The following is an 18,573-nucleotide window of genomic DNA, read 5'->3' on the forward strand; positions in this document are numbered from 1 at the left end:
GAGAAAATGGAGTACACAAATGCTAAAAGTAATCCATGGTTCTATAGAGACTGCTGTGACCAGAAATGGTGGATATACAGTAAACATCAAGTATACATCGAGTATCTCATTTTTACAGAGAAATAACCTTCCATTCATCCGAATGATAAAATAGACAAGCTCTCGACGAAAGCTTGTCTATTTTAATTTGTCCGAGTGTTACTACTTACAAATCCTAGTTTTCCACCAACTACCTCTTTCACCTCATGAATTACAACAAAGGAGCTTGGATCAATGGTTTGCACTCGTTTTTTGATTTTTAATAGCTCCGTCTTTTTAATAACCGTATAGATAATTCTTTTATCTTTATTTACGTAGTATCCGTATCCATAATAAATCGTAGCGGCATTGCCAAATTCGTTTGTAATTACGTTAGAGATTTCTTCATATTTATCTGACATAATTGTCATGGCTTTCTTATTATGGAAACCTCCAATTACTTGATCCGCTATTTTTGTACACAGATAAACAAATATAAAGCTATACAGCATATTATTAACTCCAATAATAAATATAAACGCTGCTATAATAACACTATCCATATAAAAAAGACTCTTGGAGAAGCTGTATCCCTTAGTGTAATTTAGTAAATAAGCCAGGAGGGTAGTTCCACCGGTCGAGCCATCAGCAATGAAAATCAGGCCTAAACCAGCCCCGAGTAATAATGCACCGAAGATAATGCCCAATACCATATCTTCAATACCAAAAGGAACAAAGCTTAGAATTCCTAGAAATAAAGAGCTCATCGCTACGCCTAATATGGTATAAACGATGGTTCTTTTCATTAAAAATTTATATGCGATGGCAATAAAAATCAGATTAATGATAAACGTACTAATACTAGTAGGAATCTCAAATAAATAATATAAAATGAGAGACATACCTATTGTGCTTCCGTCACCGAGCCTGTTCGGTATAACAAAAAATTGAACGGAGGCAGCGATAAGAAAAGAACCAACGATTATTAACAGCACATCTTTAAAAATATTTTTCATATAAATAACCTCCTTAAACAAAAAAAGTCATATATAAAAAACTTTAGAAATCAACTATTTCTTAACCTCTAAAGCTACTAAATATAAATAATGTTTTATCCCACTATGATGCAACTTCACGATTATAGTAACCTCTTGAATCAAAGTCAATATACAATCTAATTTTTAGATTTATAAGATATATGGCCGACACTATCTTTTCTCTTGAGAAACACTCCATTGAAATTCAGAAATAAATGGTACTCCCTAAAATTTTTGTTCATAAACCGTCACAGCTTCTACATAATTTCTGCAACTATTTATCTTAAACTAACAAGTAGAAACCTGTTTTTAGCTCTTAAGACATCATTAAAGCTTCACTTATTATAGAAGGAGGGTATATAGAAGCTTGAATGAAGCTAAAATGAAAAAGAAATCGCATTAAGTTACTTAATTAAAATAGGAGTTGAATAATAGATGAAGAAATGCCTTCTTGCAGTGGCTGGACTATTCCTCATGTTAGTAGTAATTGCCTGTGATGATAGTAGTTCGAATAAAAAAGAAGAAAATAATATAAAAGAAATGGTACACGATTACAGTGTTAATCGTGTTGATGATGGGACAGCATCCATTACTTCAGAAGAACTTATTGTAACGGACAGTAATAATAAAGAGACTACTTATGATCTTCCAGAGGATGAATTTTTTGTTTCGATTGCACCATTTATGAAAGCAACACATCCTTGTACCAATCATAGTCTAACTGGTTGCCAAGGCGAATTGGTCGAAAAAGAGTTTGATGTATATATTCAAGATGACGAGGGGAATGTGGTGATTGATGAAACCATGACCTCATTTAAAAATGGATTTATTGATTTATGGTTGCCAAGGAATAAAACATTTCAAGTAAAAATAGAATATGGCGGAAAAGTATCAGAATCAGAAATCTCCACCTTTGAAGGCGACAATACGTGTATAACAACAATGCAGTTATCTTAGGAAAAGTCTATGACGAATGACCAAGGAAAACAAATCCCTCTAGTGTTTACTGATGTATAATGATCAATGAATAATTAACTTAAGCGATAGAGACGAAGACAAAAGTAGCTTATTCCTATCATCATCCGAATGGTTTCACTCGAATCCACTCGGATGTTTGTTTACATAAAACGATTCTATCCTCGTTCCGTCAAAAAAATTTTATAATTTATAAACGATATGTTACCACCGCCTTCCTATCTGTATAATATAAATACTTCAAGGAATATATATGGAATCAAATTAGAGGAACAAGGAGAGAAAGAAATGGGTAGAAGAATTGAATTCGATGATGATGTTAAAATTGGATATGTCTATATTGTTAATAAAAAGTATAAATATAAAATTGATGAAACAGAAGAATTAGAAGTAAATCCCTTTCTAAATGTTGATATAGATAAAAACGGAATTATCATAGGAATAGAACTATTCGAAGAAGAAGCGCTTGGACTAAAAGAAATATTGAATAATAAAAAGAGAATGTTCATTGAATCGCCAGAAGGTTACTCATTTAGAATGAGTCAAGAAGAAGTACGTAGTAAATTTGTATTTAGGGGATTGCGTTTCTGCTTTTCGAATGTTGGTTATAAAGGATTGATTGGAATAGATATTATTGTTCCAGAAAATTATCCAGCCAAATACATTTTGTAAACACACTACTATATCCGCATCAAAAAATAATTTAAAGCGAAAGTTGCTGCACGATATTTTATTACACAGCCCATGACATAATGTATTACCCAAGGTTTCCCTTTTCTGTTTAGTTGCATTTGTCCATAATAAATGTGGTGATTACACATAAATAAAAAACGAAAGTGCGTTCACATATAGATTGGATTTTAAAAATCATCCAAAACGCCAAACCTAAGTAGTCGGACTTTTGACATATTGATTCTGAAATTGAATCGGTGAAAGTCCAGTACTCCGTTTAAATGCATTATAAAAACTGGAAATACTTTGATAGCCGATTTGATAACCGACTTCTGTGCTATTTAAACTAGTCGTTAGTAGAAGTTCTTTTGCTTTCTTAATCCTAACCTTTTCCAAGTAAATACGCGGAGTATCCCCTGTACTGTCTTTGAAGAGCCGGTTTAAATGAAAACGACTGACCCCTACCATGGATGCCAATTCATTCATAAGCATTTTTTGATCATAATGACTGTTTATGATCTGCATCGTATCATCAATAATTGCTTTTAATGGTTCATACGTTTTTAATTGTAGATCGGGGCGACATCTTTTACAAGGGCGAAATCCTGTTTTTAGCGCCTCTTCTGCATTCAAAAAAAAGGAAACATTCTCATATTTTGGTATCTTAGATTTGCATGATGGCCGACAAAAAATTCCCGTTGTCTTAACAGCGTAATAAAATCTGCCATCAAATGTAGAATCACATGTAACTGTTGCTTCCCACATCATATCCTTAGAAAGGTCTTTTGGACTTATCATTCGATTTTTACTCCCCCTTAAAGGAAAAAATCTCCTTACTAAAAATCATATAAATCACATATAAAGCGATGACAATTAATGGAACCAATATGTACATTTGAAAAAATGGGATTACAAGTAAACACAAAATGAAAGAAACCCCTGATGCCCACCATGGCAGGGTATATGTCTTGAATAATTTGACACCTGCTGCCATAGAAAGAATGTAGACTAAAATTCCAAAGGAAGTCGGGATAAACAAAATATCGTTAAATGTTAATGACATAGCCACTGTTACTAAAATACCGGCTATCGCAAAACAGATAATAAATAAAACCATTCGTGTAGGAATTTGAGTGGTACGATGCAGTCTTGAGAAAAATTTCGGAAAAGCGCCATCTCTGCTTAACGAATAACCTAATTGAGTTAGACTAGCTACAAAGGCATTCGCTGTCCCTGTACAAATGATTAGAGCTAATCCCGCCGTAACAATCTTAGCACCTATACCTATTGTATCTCCCATTATAACACCAATAGGGGATAGACTGCTTTCTGTAGATCCATACGTCGCTGTTCCTATGGTGACAAGACTTAAGGCCAAAAACAAGATACCAATGACAATAGCACTAAGCATCGCCCCTTTTACAATATCTTTTTCTGGTCTTTTGAAGTTATTCGACAGACTACAAATCGCCTCCCAGCCGAAAAAAGACCAAAAAATAAGTGTTATAGCATTCCCAACAGAAAACCATCCATTCGGGACAAAAGGGACAAAATTCTTCCACTGTATACTTGGCAAAGAGAAAAATACAGCCAACAATAATAGAATCAACAAACTAGCACTTATAAATAACGCAACCTTGCCACTGACTTTGATACCATAATAATTTGAAACACCTGCAATCACCAAAATAAAAATAGCGATAAGCGTCTTTTCAGATTGTGAAAATCCAAAAGCTTGACTAAAATAAAAAGCGCCTGTTAAGGAAACAATTGTTTGTCCGACTGCAGCTGTTATGAAATAAAACCAACCAACAATGTTGCCTAGATGATTCCCAAAAGAATTTCTGACAAAAGTTGCAGCTCCACCCGCATCTGGATATTGCCGAGCTAAACTCGCAAAGGAGTATGCAATTGGGAAATTAATTAAAATCACGATAAACCAAGATAGAATGGACGCAGGACCCGCTATTGTGGCTGTCGCACCAGACAAAAAAAGAACTCCTGATCCTAAGATCGTTGCAATGTATAAAGCAATTCCTTGAAATAATCCAATGGATTTATTTTCCATCCTCTCACTCCTTTCCGCCTTCATCGTAGCAAGAAAGAGTAAGAAATTCTTCTTGTTTTTTGCGGTTCAATTCCCCTAGATCATGCCTTATATTGATCTACTTCTTAATCCATTGAGTGGTTAGTAAGTTGAATAGACGGTAGTTTTGTAATCGATTAAGATTTCATAGGTTTGAAATTCGTTGCTTTCTTAACCAAATAGTTCCTTATTAATGAAATGATATTTACATACATACAGTATGTATGTTAAAATTAACCTAACAACTATTTAAAGGGGTGTAGTTTGATGGCAGTGACTGGGTTTTATCCTGTAATTCTTACGGATGATGTTTCTCGCTCTGTAGATTTTTTTGTAAGCCACTTTCAGTTTGAAGTCGTTTTTGAAATTGATTGGTATGTGAGTTTAAGGTTGGATTCGTTTGAGCTAGCGGTGCTTCATCATCATCATGATACAGTTCCATCAGAGATTCGACAGCAGATTACGACCAGTCTGATTTTAAATCTTGAGGTAAAAGACGTTGATGCCCTATACGATCGCTTAATTCGTGAACATCACCTCCCTATCGTACTCGATTTACGGAATGAAGATTTTGGGCAGCGTCATTTCATTACATCCGATCCGAACGGAATTCTTATCGATGTCATTCAAGCAATAACTCCATCTGCTGAATTCCAAAGTCATTTCAAGGATACTCTGTCATGAGCAGTTACATTCCATTGAAGTATTATTTTGACGGAGAATTAGCGCAATTCTTTGGGCACCAAATATCCCTTATTTATCCGGAATTCCCTCGTAATTCATTTATTAAGGGCGTGAATAATCTCGTCAAAGAATTGGAGCTAAAAGAAAGGGTAGCCGTCATCTCTAAAGAATTGCACAAAGCGCTCGGCTTACCTTACGTTGATGCGATTGGAATTTTGAAACAAATGCTTGGGCCAGAAAACAAAACAGAACAAGGAATGTTTGCAAATGGTTATTTTTTAATGCCAATTGCTCATTACGTTGAAGTGTATGGATTGAATGACTTTGATGTATCGATGGACGCCTTGTATGAAATTACGAAACGTCATACGTCCGAATATGCGATTCGCCCCTACTTACTGCATTATGAACAAGAAATGTTAGAGAAACTTCGTATATGGGCGATCGATGAGAATGCACATGTACGTCGACTCGTTAGTGAGGGAACACGTCCTCGTCTACCTTGGGCAAAACGAATCGACGTGCTTAGCGACGATCCGTATATGAATCTTTCTTTGCTCGAGCCATTGATAACCGATCATTCCAAGTATGTTCAAAAATCTGTTGGAAATCACCTGAATGACTTGTCAAAAACGTATAAAGAGGAAACAATAGAATGGATAAAAAAGATGCATAAGCTGCATGGGAAAAACATCAATTGGACAGTAAAGCATGGACTACGTTCATTGATAAAAGTCAATGACCAAGATGCTCTTGCATTTATGCACAGGGTTGGTGAATAATAAATGAAGAAGACAAAAGCTGAAGCGGGAGAAACAATACAATTACTCCTCCAAACAGGGAAACAACATTTTGCAAAATATGGATATGCAAAAACAGCACTCGAAGATATTGTGAAAGATTCAGGTCTGACGCGTGGTGCATTGTATCATCACTTTAAGAATAAAGAAGGACTCTTTTTCGCCGTTATTGAATCCATTCAGAAGCAGATTGCTCAAAATATCGAGCAGCAGGCAAGCAAGAGTTCAGATCAATGGGAACAGCTGTCACTTGGTTGTCGAGCATTTATCACGTCTGCAATTGAGCCTGACCATAAACAGATAATTCTCATTGATGGTCCTGTGGTCATCGGTTGGAATCGTTGGCGACAATTAGATGCCAATCATTCAATGAGACTTCTATACAATCAGCTTGAACAAATGCAGAAGAACGGTTGTTTTCTGTCTCTGTCGGTAGAATCACTGACCCATTCTTTATCAGGGGCCATGAACGAAAGCGCATTATGGATCGCCGAGAAAGGTTCCTTTGATTCAATTGATGAAGCGATGCACGTGTTAGATGTGTATTTCGAAGGACTTAAACAGACGAACTAACTGCATCTTAATGACCTTACTCCAGTATTCATAAAGACATATAGCCCATACGCAATTTATTTTGCAGCTAAGAAAATATCCATACGAAAATACCAAACTTCTTAGAAAAACCAGATCATTGGTTAAAATAAAGTTGCGTCAACGCTTAAGTATTATTGGACCATTTCTTAGGCAATATTTTTTGAGGCTTTAATAGTAATGTATAGAGATGAGTTGTTTGAGAGATTTTTAAAACGAAATAGAGGAGCCGATTCAATATGCCTTATGCGTCATTTAAAATCCGCATTTACGCTTTTTTATTAGATTATCTCGTTATCTTAATATACGGTATATTTGTTCTAGGTACCATTTCTTTCGTTTTCAGATCATATATTAGCCACCTATTTTCAAGCTCTCCAGTAACAGCTGAACTGACAGGTTTCCTTTTGATTACGTTGCCAGCTTCGCTTTATTTTATTGTATGTGAATGTTCTAAATGGCAGGGAACATTAGGGAAGAGAAAAATGGGCATTCGTGTTGTTGATAGTTTCGGACAGCGTATTGGAATCGGTCGCTCAGCTTTTCGAACAGCTATCAAGTTTCTTCCATGGGAGGTTGCTCACTTTGGCATATGGCGATTAATGCTTCCAACAGACTTTTCTGAAATCACCATTCTTATGGTCCTTAATGCTGTCAATCTTGTAATATTATTATATCTAATAATTCCTCTTACTAATAAAAAAAGAAAAAATGTCTATGACTGGTTCGCAGGTACGGAAGTGAAAGACTATCGTTTAAGTACGAAAGGGCAAGCAGAGTCACTAGATACATCTGCCTTTTAAAAAACTGAATCCTCAACAATCGGACGAAAAACTACTTATCGCTGGAATAGCAGAGGTAATAGTGGTGTGATTGAATATCCTTCTGAGCAATTGAAGGATATGACTAATCAAGTTATGAAGCGTTATATGGAAGGAACGGAGTTTGAGGTTAAGGATTATTAATTAAAGTCGAGCGTAAATATGTAGTATGATGATATTTCAATTGAGCTCATATTTTATCCGCCCCCTTCTTATCAAAGGGGGCTTTTATTTTTCTACATTTACATCCGATAAAAGAAAAATTAATTGTATCTAAATCATTGTTGAGTTATTAACCAGCTAGCGTTACTATTAGATGCATAAGATTAGAATAGGTGAAATAAAATGGCTTCTAAAAATATTATTATAAATCCTTCCTCTGGAGCCATTATAATGGCCCTAGGTATTTTTCTTTTCGTCACTATAGACGCTTTTCCGTTTCTAGAGAACATAAAATTATTTTTCGTTTTTATTTTTTTGTATATCGGGATGTTAATCTATACATTAATTACAATACAACTTTTTCATAAAGATTTTCTAATTAGTTTGTTGATTAATCCCGTCAATTCTTTTGTAATAGGAACCTGGATTGCAGGTATTTCTGTATTAAGCAATGTAATTATGAAATATCTTCCTGAATTCCATAGATTTGTTCAAGGAATTGTTTGTGTAAATACTTTATTATGGTTAGGTTTCCTTTTAATTTGTTTATATAATTTTAAACGACTTTATAAAAAGTCACAAAAATATCCTGTTCACGGCATTATTTTACTTTCTACTGTAGCCACACAATCAATGGTGCTTTCATGGTTACCTTTCTTTCAACAAATACCAATTAAATTAATTAAAATAATAATCATGATAGGATTATTATTTTATGGATTAGGTATACTCTTAATTATTTTTCGATACAGCAGGAATAACTGGTCACTTTTAGATGATTGGACCAATACTAATTGTATTATACACGGAGCGTTATCTATTACTGGATTAGCAATTGTCTCCTCTCATCTTCTATCAGCAGACCTTATTTTAATATTCTGGTTGTTGGTATTCATTTTATTTCTATTGGTAGAAAGTATAGAGATAGTAAGAGGAATTAAAAGAGTCTCTAATCTTGGTTGGAAAAAAGGAATATTCACATATAATGTTAGCCAATGGTCAAGGAATTTTACCTTTGGTATGTTTTATGCATTTACTTTCAAGATTCACAGTAATATTGATTATAAAAGTACCTTGGAATCGTTGCATGAGATTATATTAAGTTTTTGGAATTGGACCGTATTGTTAATATTAGTTATTGAAATTGGAATATGGTTTCGTTCATATTTTATTGACAGAAATAAAATTACAGAAAAAGCAAGCATATAAGGAGGTTTTTATGGAAAAAGAGTATATTGGTAAATGTGATTTATGCGGTGATAAAATTTACTGCCGAAGTGGTTTTTTAGATGGAATTATTCAAAGTAACCATAAGCTTATTTGCTTTTCCTGCCAAGAAGAGAAAATTGATGACTAAGGTATTAAACATTGTGTTATATCGCTAGGTTGTACTTTAAGGCATGTAATAAATAAAGCTTTCTTAGAAGACTTAATATAACGATGTTCAAAAGCTAACGGGAATTTCACATCCTAACAATAGATCATAGTTTCCAAAAACAAGAGCATATTGTTAATAATTACTTAACAAATATGCTCCCAAAAAACACTTTAGTTTTAACTCTGTCAGGTGTCCCAACTGTATCGACGTTTGTATATGTAGAGACTTTAATATCACTATTAGCATATACTTTTTTCCTGTTTCCCAATTTTCTTTTATGCTGTTCCAATACTCAGTTGAAAAATAGCTAAATTTAATTTAAACCTGACACTGGACAGCATTCACATACATACTTCCCTTTTATCAGAAGCCGGTGTAAGTATAGAAAGGATAAGGAAGAGTTTGGCCATTCTGATGATGAAATTACGAAACAAATTTATCTTCATATTACAAATGCAGTTCGAAAAAGAAACTCAGTAACGTTTGTAAACCTCATTAAAAATAAAATCGAAATTGATGAATAAGCTCAAAATGAAGCCCACTATCAAACTACAATTAATCCACACAAACTTATTTATGATATTTTTTTAATGCAGCCTCGATTTTCATTAAGAAATGCAGGTATCAAGATATAATTAATAAATATGATTTCTTTAAAAATCTGAACTTATTCAATAAAGGACCAGATTACGGAATACATTTTTAGAGATTACGAAACAGATAGGGGGAATCTGATGGAGGAGTCTATTGTGTTACGTACAGTAGATATCGGAGACACAGAAGACTTATCGTTTTTAAAAAAAACAACGCATTTATTACAGGAACTCGTTTTAAACGGCGCGGCAATTGGGTGGGTTGATCCACCTTCAACTAAAGAGGTGACTGGCCTCATTAGGGAATTGGCCATTGCAAGTGAAAATAGTGATGCATGCCTAATTGCCATCTGGGTCGATCAAGATCTTGCAGGTATTGGGTACTGGAGACGCTACAGTCGTCCGACTCATTATCCCCATGCTGACATAGAAAAAGTGGCAATCGATCCACAATATCAAGGTCTTGGTTTAGGGCACAGAATTATGAATCAATTAATTTCTACTGCTGTCAATACTGGGATTGAAGTTCTAACCCTTGACTTCCGTTGTGACAATGATCGAGCTGCCAAATTGTATAAATCACTAGGTTTCACAGAGTATGGTCGATTGCCTCGCTTTGTAGCAGTCGGCAAAGATCGATACGACACTATATTCTATGCCCTTGATCTACGATAATCCAGAATAGGGCGCAGTTGTTGAACAAACATTATGCCTGAATCAAGTCAGATTGTGAAATAAAGCTATATTTGGGGGGATGTAAGTTGAAAATAGAAACATTTACTGGATTTACTGAACAAGGTTTAAGCAAAAAAGTAAATAGGTTTTTGGAAGACAACCCTATAGAAGTAGTGGATATTAAATTTTCCTCCTCTATATTTTATATGGGTGCAATGGTTATTTATAACACGCATAACAATAGTTAATCAAACGAGCGCATTTCTGGAGGAAGTAAATGTGCCCTTATTCATTAAAAGGGCCATTTAATTGAAAAAGGTTTAGTAAATCGATTTCCAACATTAGATGTCGATAGTAGGGTTGATTTTATCACTAATTTCAAGAAAATTGAAACTAGTGACTTGGTTGATACGTAATTTATAACGTTACTACACTAATAAAAAAGGAGCCTTTAATTGAGTTCTTCGAAATTCAGAATTAGCCGGTTGCTTTTGTACTTTGTACTCGTATCACTATTTCTCTTTGTATCGGGGAATGTCGGAAGGTATTTGATAGAAACTCAAGATATGGATCGACAAATAGCCATGCTCCTACAAGGAGTGATTTTTACTGGGTTGACACTTGTTTTACTTTTTGTACTTAAAAGAATAAGTCCAAACATATTCACAAATATTGGGGTAAAGGGTGTAAATTCATTATCTAAGTTGATCGTCGGAATTGCATTGCCTTTTACTTTACTCTTATCAGGAATTTTAACAGCTTATTTATTTGGTGGCATAGAAAACGTCAGTTTGAACCTGACAGCAAGTGTGATCATTTCTATTTTAATCAATTCCGTGACAGCATTTATGTATGAGGCATTTCCAGAAGAAATCTTTATCCGTGGACTAATATTCGAAGAGTTGCATAAGAAGTATCGCTTTATCACCTCATTGGTTTTGCAATCATTCATCTTCATCTGTGTGCCGATTACGGTGATGTCATTGGAGTCCATATTCTTTAGTGAACCATTTGCGCTAACTATAGATTACTTTATATTGCTCTTCACTTTTGGGATTGCTTTACAGCTATATAAAAAATATACAGGAACAATATGGATGAGCATTATCTTCCATATTGTTTACCTTGAAGTAGCTAGATATATTTCCATGGGCGGTGTGTATGAACCAGATGTCGCTATTCTAAAGTTTGATGAGATGTTTGGAGGATTCATGACACTATACTTGTCGTTTCTATTTATCGTAGTATTTAGTATTGTGGCGTTGTCCGTATTGTTAATCATTGACAAAAGAAAAAATAAGTCTGAAAATAAGGAACGATAAAATTGAAACAATACCAATTCAATGATGTTTTATACATGAAAAAAGAAAAGGCTATTGCATTGGAAAATGAAGAAAAAGAGATTATTGGGGTAATTGAAAAAGCAGATATTTCCGGATGTGAAAAAGGACATGTATTTTCATTTACCAATACAAATGGTCTCACAGTCAGAATGGGGATAAAAAAACGCGGTATCAGAAATTTTCTTTTTGCCACATATGTCATAAAAACAGAGAAGGAGACCTACCTTTTTAAAGATAAACCAGGTAATAGCCTCCTTTATTTTTGTGTCAAGGGCGATATCAACGGTCAAGATATACAAATTGAAGAAAATTGGAGCAAAGAGATTGAAGTGAAACTAGACAAAATACATATCGCTACCCTAAAAACAAGCGACCTCACATTTAGAACAACCATACTCTTTGAAGATAATATTCTTGAATCAACTATCCACTTTGCTGTAACAGTATTGATGTACTTTATGTACAAGATTTATAAAAATGAATCTGAATTTATTGAAAGCATCTTATTTGATTAAAATTGAAACGAGTATAACTCAGTCTTGAAATCGAGACTTCTGAAGCGTTCGTATTAAGCGAGTAGTGAGTCCTTCTAATTAGGTCCAGATTTTTGAAAATCAAGGTATATACTATAACAATAGTAATGTATTTGCCACTCTTATGAAGTTGAAAGTTGAAATTAAAAAATAAAACTCGAACAGTTATTACATTTGTATATAGTTTGCTTATTTTTGCTATTGGTATCTTTCGAATTCTTACTGTATCACTATCTTCAACACCTTTGTTTGTAGCGTATATTTTCGTAATTGTAGGTTTTATCGTATTTATTGTAAACGAGATAATACTAAGAAAGTTGCTATCTAGCCAAAGCATTGGGATACTTAAAGAGTACAGACGAGAACTCAACAGAAGTGAAAAAGTTAATGCTAAGACAAAGAGGAACAGGACGCCAGTTAAAAGGCGTTCTTTTTTAATCGCAATTAGTTTTTGAGCGAGAATATGTTTCACAATATGAAATTATTTCCATACAAATTAATTTACTATTCTCTTAATAGGATTATACTACTAACTTGATTATTTTACTAGATAAAAAGGCACCTGTTTTTACCAACAAATGCCTTTTTGTAACAAAAACTAGATCAATTCGTATGAACAGGCTTATTGCCATGAGGACATTGATACGACTATGAAAGTTTATACGTATCTTACCGATAAAATGAAAAAGGATGCTTCCGAAAAAATATCAGAATCTTTACGGAAATCCTCGAAAAAAATATTATTGTGACATCTTACCTCTTCAACTAGTACAGTCATTTTATAATAATTTATTATGTTAATCCTAAATGTTCACGGAAGGTGTGACCTTCATATTTCCTTCTAAAAATACCCCTTCTTTGCATTTCAGGAACAATTAGTTCAACAAAATCTTCTAAACTACCGGGTAATGTAGGAGGCATAAGATTAAATCCGTCAGCCACACCAGCTTCAAACCAGACTTCCATCTGATCCACAATTTCGTCGGGTGTGCCTATCAGCGTGTAATGTCCACCGCCTGCATTAAGATATCCTAATAATTCTCTTACTGTAGGTTGTGTATCATTAATAATTTCTAGTATTGTTTCATAACGTCCAACTGGACCAGTGAATTCTTCTACTGGGGGTAATTGAGGTACTTCTTTATCAATCTCCCAATTCATGCAGTCTTGCTGAATAAAGAAACTCAACCGCTTTAGGGCTGTTTCAAGAGGTAATTGCTCATCTAATGCTGCTTTTTTGGCTAAAGCTTCTTCATGAGTATGACCTACATAGGTTACTAAGCCAGGAAATATTTTAATATGTCTATTACTGTCTTGGCTTTGTTTAACTTGTTCGACTAATTTGTCGCGAAATTTTTCTGCTTGCTTTAAGTTCCACGACACTGAATAGACTGCATCGGCATATTTTGCGGCTAATGCAATGCCTTGTTTAGATGCCCCAGCTTGCATTGATACTGGTTTGCCTTGCGGACTTTTTGGCGTAGTGGATGGACCATACACTTTAAAATAGGTACCATCGTGTTTAAAAGGCTGAATATTTGAAGGATTTATCAATTTTCTTTTTTCTCGATGATGAAGAAACTCACCGCTGTCCCATGAAAGAAATAACTTATTCATTAAAGCAGCAAATTCATCTGCCTTTTCATAGCGTTTGTCATGGGAAGGTAGTTCTTCCATACTGTGATTTAACGCCTCTAAATCAGTCATGGACGTAACGAGATTCCAACCAACACGTCCTTTTGTAATATGATCTAAACTTAATAATTGTCGTGAAGCTGTGAAAGGATTAGAAAAAGTACTTGAAATTGTTGAAACTAATCCCACATGATTTGTCACTTGAGAAATAGCGGTTAAATTGACTACTGGATCAAACCAAAATGCTGGCATATCACTAGAATCTTTACCTTGAAATGATTGATTATCAGCAAAGAATACTGCATCAAAATAACCTTTTTCCGCTAACTGTGCTAATGTTTGATAATAAGAAATGTCTCCAATACGTTCAACGCTTGAGTCAGGCATTAACCAAGCAGCTTGATGGTGTCCACAACCATACAGCAAAACACCTAAGTGTAGTTGTTTTTCTTTCGTTTCTGTCATTTTTTACACCTCAAGATAATTATTAATTGTCTTGTATACTTCTTTTTTTGAAAGATTATCTATGGTAATTTAAGCTATTAGTTCATTGTCAAACCGCCATCTACTGTGAAATTTTGACCTGTAATACCGTTCGCTTTTTCCGATGATAAATAAGCGACCATATCGGCTACATCTTGAGGTGTGGTCACCTTCTTCAATGGCGTTGTTTGAGCAATTAAATCGAATACTTCTGGTGTTGTAACACCACTGGCGTTAGTCGTTTTTAATAATCCACCTGAAACTACATTCGCTTTTATACCATATAATCCTAATTCAGAAGCGATATTACGTGTGAAACCTATTAATCCAGCTTTAGCTGTTGTATATTCATGGTAGGGTACAACAGGATTTTGATATAAATTAGTACCTATACCTATAATACTTCCATTTTGTCGTTCAATAAATTGAGGTATGACACTTTGAACTACATTAAATGCTGCTTTTAAAGTACCATCTAGTTGTTTTTGATAATCATCCCAAGTGAGTTCTGTGAAGGGTTTCTGTTTGTTTGGATCAAATTTAAAGTCTACTAATGCATTGTTGACTACAACATCGATTTGACCAAAATATTCCGTTGCTTTTTTTATCAATTTATCTACTTCTTCACGATTTGTTACATCAGCCCGAATTGCAATAGCATTCTCCTTTCCAATCTTAGAAACGAGCTTCTCAGCAGCATCTTTGCTTTGATAGTAATTGATAACCACTTGAAATCCCTGTTGTGCTAATGTCTTTGCAATAGTTGCCCCTAAACCTCTACTACTACCTGTTACTAACACTGTTCTAGTCATCATAACAACCCCTATATTTTTAATTTTGATGAAATTTATAATAAATTATAATAGAACAAAAAATACGCACCCTTCCATCAGGAAAGTTGCGTAAAACAATTAACTACATATTAAAATAAGGCACAATTCGCTCTTTAAGTATGTATTAGAGTTTACACTTTCCTACGCTAGTTTCAGCTAGTTCAGGTTCAAAGGGTTTGAGGTAATACTCATCTCAGTTAAATAACACCCCTAGTGCATATAATTAATTTATATTAAATGTTATAGTTTTAAAAAATTTATGTCAAGGATATATGGTTAGTTAAAGTATTTCTATAACTTTGTTATTCTAAAATGGTGAATCTGTACATATAACATAAATTTCTCCTCCAAACCCCCCTCCTCCAACGGAGAGGACTTTTTATTATAATATAGTATATAATTGCCTTACAAAAGTGAAAGCGAAATATAAAAAATTCCAATTTATTACATTATAGAATACATATATACTTTTCTTCAGTTAAGATAAGGAGGAAAAGTATTTGAGTATAAGTGAAATGAATATTGACTTGTTTAGAATGGTGAATAATCTAGGTAAGGATCTCACGTATCTTAATCCTACTATAGTGTTCGTTGCTGAATATATGGTATTTTTATTAGCCCTAGGTCATAGCTTTTTGGTTTACAAGAAGCAAAAATAATCGAATGATGATTATTTGCGGTTACTTATTAGCCGAAATAATCGGAAAAATTTCCGGAATAATATATTCAAATGATCCACCTTTTGAGGAATTATCTCATGTGAATCATCTAATAGATCACGAAATAGATAATTCTTTTCCAAGTGACCACACTATATTATTCTTTTCATTTTGTATAACTTTCTTCTTAAAAAGAGATCGAGAATATTTTGGATTATAATAGCGATATTCGTAGGACTTTCACGTATTTGGGCTGGTGTTCATTATCCAGCTGATGTCATTGTTGGAGCAGCTATAAGTATTTTAGTCGCAGTCTTTGTTTACAAAGTGGTACCTAAGTTAAATGTTGTGCGTAAGCTAATAGCTATTTATGAAAAAGGTGAACAAACAGTCCTGAATAAAAGTAGATCAAAAGAAAATTGATTTTGATATTGAAACTACAAAACAAATTCATACTACAGTTGCAGTTCGAAAAAAGATTCAGTAATGTTTGGAAACCTTATGAAAAATGCCCTCAAAATAAGGTCAAAAAGGGTCATGAGACAAACTCATGACCTATAAACCCTTATTTTTTAAGGAGTCCTGGGTGATTATGGCATCATGCCACCCATCTTTGAGGGGGTATTTTATCAAATATATGATAGCAAAAATGGCATTTATTAATATAAAGAATGTTTTCTTACCGAAATTAAATTTTTTATTAGCCTTTATTTCAATTCCGTATACTATGTTTCTCAAGGTGCTTTCTAGCGCCCGTTGATTGAATAGTCTTCTTCTTCTATTAGCTAGTATTGTTTATGTAAACATACATCATTTAGAAGTAATTCTTAAAAAGTACCCATCTGGATCAGTAATCTTAAACCCTCTCATATCCCAGAGGTATTTTTCCACATCAACTTCAATTGGGTAGTTACTATCAAGACATCGCTGATACACTTTTTCCAATTCATCTACAACAATAATTAATTCAAAACCATTTCCTTTAACGTCACTTTTAGCTTTACTGTTAAAAAAATGAACATCCTCTAGGATTGATTCGGAAGCAATTAACAATGAAAAGCAATCGTAGTTGAAACGACCTGAACGTTCATTTCTGCCGTAGAGTTCTAGTCCAATAATATCTTGATAGAATTTTAAGGATCGCTCAATATCCTTTACATACAACTCAACTCTAAAAAGTACACTCATACCTCATCACCGCTCCCTAACGCTACTCAAGAATCTGCCCCTTTGATTCAATATTGGCGCTTATTAAGTATAAATGTCCGATTCTGGAATATCCTATTTATTAAATTTGAAAGGGAGAACCAAAAAAACGACTCCCCCCTTATTTAACTTCACTCGTTTATATATTTGGTAACAGCAATTTCTTTTCCAAATTGGTCACCATTATCAATAAATCCCAAATTGGCATATAAGTGGTTAGCTTCCTGATTTTCTGGATGATAACCAACAACAATTTTTTCTGCATCTGGCAACTTACTCATCTCTGAAATCATTAACTTTGTTGCAGCTTTCCCTATACCCTTACCTTGAAAATTCTCATCAACCATTATTCTAAATATCCAATAACCATCAAGTTCCTCTTTTTCAGTGTTATACATTAGGAAACCCACTACTTTATCTTCAAAATAAATTGCAAAAGGTTTTAATGACGGTTCTAACTTTGATTGGGCAATTGATATAGCATTTGACTCTATATACTCCGCTTGTTTCTCTGGTAATTTCAAATCACAGCATTCATACCAGTTTCCTTCGTTCAATTCTTCAATTTTCACATTACCTGTAAGTATACATTTTCCCCTTTCAAATTTCGGGGAAACGCTAAGCCAAATTTGTTAGTTAGGCGTTGTCCCCTTTAAGTTCTTATTGAAAAAAGCTTTTTTGTTTGCCATAATGAACGCCTCCCTTAACAAGTATTGTCTAAAATTACAATGTGGAACTTTTTAGATTTTTAACTATACCATATTCTATTCCATAATATGGCCCTTATGTACAATACGAGCGCCGATCTTTATTACAGAAAAGTGCCCAATTGATGAATATTGAATAATTTACCTAACTAAAATTTTTTCAACTTAATACTTTGTCCATTGCTTCAAGCATTACGGTCCATGCTTTCTTTGTTTGAGGTATATACTCTGCCCATTCAGGATCTACCTCATGAGTTAAAGTTACCTCTGAGCCATTTTCTGAAGGGTTAATCTCAACAGTTACATGATCTGCATCAGGTAGGTCGTCCACTGTAGCCCATGTAAATTTAATGCGTTTAGGGTGCTCCAATTCCAAATAGTGCCCTATATGCTGAATATCTTCACTCTCACGGCGGTCAACAAAAATGAAATAGCCACCAACTTTAGGATTATTTTCACATTTTACCATATTGCCATTCGGGAACATCCATTGTCTTACTTTTTCTGGATTAACCCATGCATCAAAGACCTTATCTGGTGTTGCATGAAAGTGATAGGCAACAACTGCTTGTGCATTAGCCAAAATAATCAACTCCTATGATGAATAATATTTTAAAACCTTAAAGTCAAATGCTTTCATCTAAGGAAATACATCCGTTTACTTTGAAGATCGTTAAATTAT

General features: G+C 34.1%; 22 protein-coding genes and 1 riboswitch. Of the genes, 14 read left to right on the forward strand and 8 right to left on the reverse strand.

Features of this window, described 5'->3' with window-relative positions:
• Positions 1-182 precede the first annotated feature (182 nt).
• Entirely contained in the window at positions 183-1,034 is an 852-nt protein-coding gene (locus M948_RS41215) for a YitT family protein (protein WP_021292489.1), read from the reverse strand.
• A 456-nt stretch (positions 1,035-1,490) separates the two neighbouring features.
• On the opposite strand from M948_RS41215, the gene M948_RS41220 reads away from it, so the two are divergent.
• Together M948_RS41220 and M948_RS41225 are read left to right on the forward strand one after the other, a co-directional pair.
• Positions 1,491-2,012 (forward strand): CueP family metal-binding protein, encoded by a 522-nt coding sequence (locus M948_RS41220; RefSeq protein WP_021292490.1) that lies wholly within the window; start codon positions 1,491-1,493, stop codon positions 2,010-2,012.
• A 306-nt stretch (positions 2,013-2,318) separates the two neighbouring features.
• Positions 2,319-2,702: a DUF2283 domain-containing protein gene (locus M948_RS41225; RefSeq protein ID WP_021292491.1), complete on the forward strand. Its 384-nt coding sequence runs from the start codon at positions 2,319-2,321 to the stop codon at positions 2,700-2,702.
• Between the two features lie 213 nt (positions 2,703-2,915).
• Here M948_RS41225 and M948_RS41230 read toward each other — a convergent pair whose 3' ends face one another.
• Together M948_RS41230 and M948_RS41235 are read right to left on the reverse strand one after the other, a co-directional pair.
• Complete coding sequence (locus tag M948_RS41230; protein WP_101953576.1) at positions 2,916-3,467, reverse strand: bifunctional transcriptional activator/DNA repair enzyme AdaA; 552 nt, start codon at positions 3,465-3,467, stop codon at positions 2,916-2,918.
• Positions 3,468-3,507: 40 nt separating this feature from the next.
• On the reverse strand, positions 3,508-4,770 hold the full coding sequence (locus tag M948_RS41235) for an APC family permease (protein ID WP_021292493.1): 1,263 nt from the start codon (positions 4,768-4,770) through the stop codon (positions 3,508-3,510).
• Between the two features lie 285 nt (positions 4,771-5,055).
• Between M948_RS41235 and M948_RS41240 the strand changes: the two genes are divergently transcribed.
• From M948_RS41240 to M948_RS41275, 10 genes are all read left to right on the forward strand, one after another.
• Complete coding sequence (locus M948_RS41240) at positions 5,056-5,472, forward strand: VOC family protein (RefSeq protein WP_021292494.1); 417 nt, start codon at positions 5,056-5,058, stop codon at positions 5,470-5,472.
• Positions 5,469-6,254, forward strand: a complete 786-nt coding sequence (locus M948_RS41245; RefSeq protein ID WP_021292495.1) for a DNA alkylation repair protein — start codon at positions 5,469-5,471, stop codon at positions 6,252-6,254. The genes M948_RS41240 and M948_RS41245 overlap by 4 nt, the downstream gene beginning before the upstream one ends.
• A gap of 3 nt (positions 6,255-6,257) precedes the next feature.
• Entirely contained in the window at positions 6,258-6,845 is a 588-nt protein-coding gene (locus M948_RS41250) for a TetR/AcrR family transcriptional regulator (RefSeq protein ID WP_021292496.1), read from the forward strand.
• A gap of 257 nt (positions 6,846-7,102) precedes the next feature.
• Complete coding sequence (locus tag M948_RS41255) at positions 7,103-7,666, forward strand: RDD family protein (protein ID WP_021292497.1); 564 nt, start codon at positions 7,103-7,105, stop codon at positions 7,664-7,666.
• Between the two features lie 363 nt (positions 7,667-8,029).
• The gene (locus tag M948_RS41260; protein ID WP_021292499.1) at positions 8,030-9,055 is read left to right on the forward strand and encodes a hypothetical protein; all 1,026 of its coding nucleotides are present in this window, start codon (positions 8,030-8,032) and stop codon (positions 9,053-9,055) included.
• Positions 9,056-9,065: 10 nt separating this feature from the next.
• Positions 9,066-9,203 carry a hypothetical protein gene (locus tag M948_RS43525; RefSeq protein WP_021292500.1) on the forward strand — a complete coding sequence of 46 codons (138 nt, stop codon included), beginning with the start codon at positions 9,066-9,068 and terminating at the stop codon, positions 9,201-9,203.
• A gap of 755 nt (positions 9,204-9,958) precedes the next feature.
• Positions 9,959-10,492: a GNAT family N-acetyltransferase gene (locus M948_RS41265; protein WP_021292501.1), complete on the forward strand. Its 534-nt coding sequence runs from the start codon at positions 9,959-9,961 to the stop codon at positions 10,490-10,492.
• Between the two features lie 86 nt (positions 10,493-10,578).
• Positions 10,579-10,740: a hypothetical protein gene (locus M948_RS43530; RefSeq protein WP_021292502.1), complete on the forward strand. Its 162-nt coding sequence runs from the start codon at positions 10,579-10,581 to the stop codon at positions 10,738-10,740.
• A 207-nt stretch (positions 10,741-10,947) separates the two neighbouring features.
• Positions 10,948-11,814 (forward strand): CPBP family intramembrane glutamic endopeptidase, encoded by an 867-nt coding sequence (locus tag M948_RS41270; protein ID WP_021292503.1) that lies wholly within the window; start codon positions 10,948-10,950, stop codon positions 11,812-11,814.
• Between the two features lie 35 nt (positions 11,815-11,849).
• A complete protein-coding gene (locus tag M948_RS41275; RefSeq protein ID WP_155974851.1) occupies positions 11,850-12,350 on the forward strand; it encodes a hypothetical protein in 501 nt (166 codons plus the stop codon).
• Positions 12,351-13,160: 810 nt separating this feature from the next.
• On the opposite strand, the gene M948_RS41280 is transcribed toward M948_RS41275, so the two are convergent.
• Complete coding sequence (locus tag M948_RS41280; RefSeq protein WP_021292506.1) at positions 13,161-14,468, reverse strand: LLM class flavin-dependent oxidoreductase; 1,308 nt, start codon at positions 14,466-14,468, stop codon at positions 13,161-13,163.
• A gap of 77 nt (positions 14,469-14,545) precedes the next feature.
• On the reverse strand, positions 14,546-15,298 hold the full coding sequence (locus M948_RS41285; RefSeq protein ID WP_021292507.1) for a 3-oxoacyl-ACP reductase: 753 nt from the start codon (positions 15,296-15,298) through the stop codon (positions 14,546-14,548).
• A 142-nt stretch (positions 15,299-15,440) separates the two neighbouring features.
• Positions 15,441-15,541: riboswitch (TPP riboswitch) on the reverse strand.
• A gap of 278 nt (positions 15,542-15,819) precedes the next feature.
• Between M948_RS41285 and M948_RS44075 the strand changes: the two genes are divergently transcribed.
• Together M948_RS44075 and M948_RS44080 are read left to right on the forward strand one after the other, a co-directional pair.
• Complete coding sequence (locus tag M948_RS44075; RefSeq protein ID WP_368855430.1) at positions 15,820-15,978, forward strand: hypothetical protein; 159 nt, start codon at positions 15,820-15,822, stop codon at positions 15,976-15,978.
• Positions 15,979-16,149: 171 nt separating this feature from the next.
• Positions 16,150-16,401 carry a phosphatase PAP2 family protein gene (locus tag M948_RS44080; protein WP_021292508.1) on the forward strand — a complete coding sequence of 84 codons (252 nt, stop codon included), beginning with the start codon at positions 16,150-16,152 and terminating at the stop codon, positions 16,399-16,401.
• 387 nt (positions 16,402-16,788) lie between these two features.
• Here M948_RS44080 and M948_RS41295 read toward each other — a convergent pair whose 3' ends face one another.
• The 3 genes from M948_RS41295 to M948_RS41305 all read right to left on the reverse strand — a co-directional run bounded on the left by M948_RS41295 (position 16,789) and on the right by M948_RS41305 (position 18,474).
• Positions 16,789-17,166: a VOC family protein gene (locus tag M948_RS41295; RefSeq protein ID WP_021292509.1), complete on the reverse strand. Its 378-nt coding sequence runs from the start codon at positions 17,164-17,166 to the stop codon at positions 16,789-16,791.
• Between the two features lie 149 nt (positions 17,167-17,315).
• Positions 17,316-17,771: a GNAT family N-acetyltransferase gene (locus M948_RS41300; protein ID WP_031335849.1), complete on the reverse strand. Its 456-nt coding sequence runs from the start codon at positions 17,769-17,771 to the stop codon at positions 17,316-17,318.
• A 280-nt stretch (positions 17,772-18,051) separates the two neighbouring features.
• The gene (locus M948_RS41305; RefSeq protein ID WP_021292511.1) at positions 18,052-18,474 is read right to left on the reverse strand and encodes an SRPBCC family protein; all 423 of its coding nucleotides are present in this window, start codon (positions 18,472-18,474) and stop codon (positions 18,052-18,054) included.
• Between the last annotated feature and the right edge of the window lie 99 nt (positions 18,475-18,573).

It is taken from the genome of Virgibacillus sp. CM-4, assembly GCF_000445495.1.
Lineage (GTDB): Bacteria > Bacillota > Bacilli > Bacillales > Amphibacillaceae > Virgibacillus > Virgibacillus salexigens.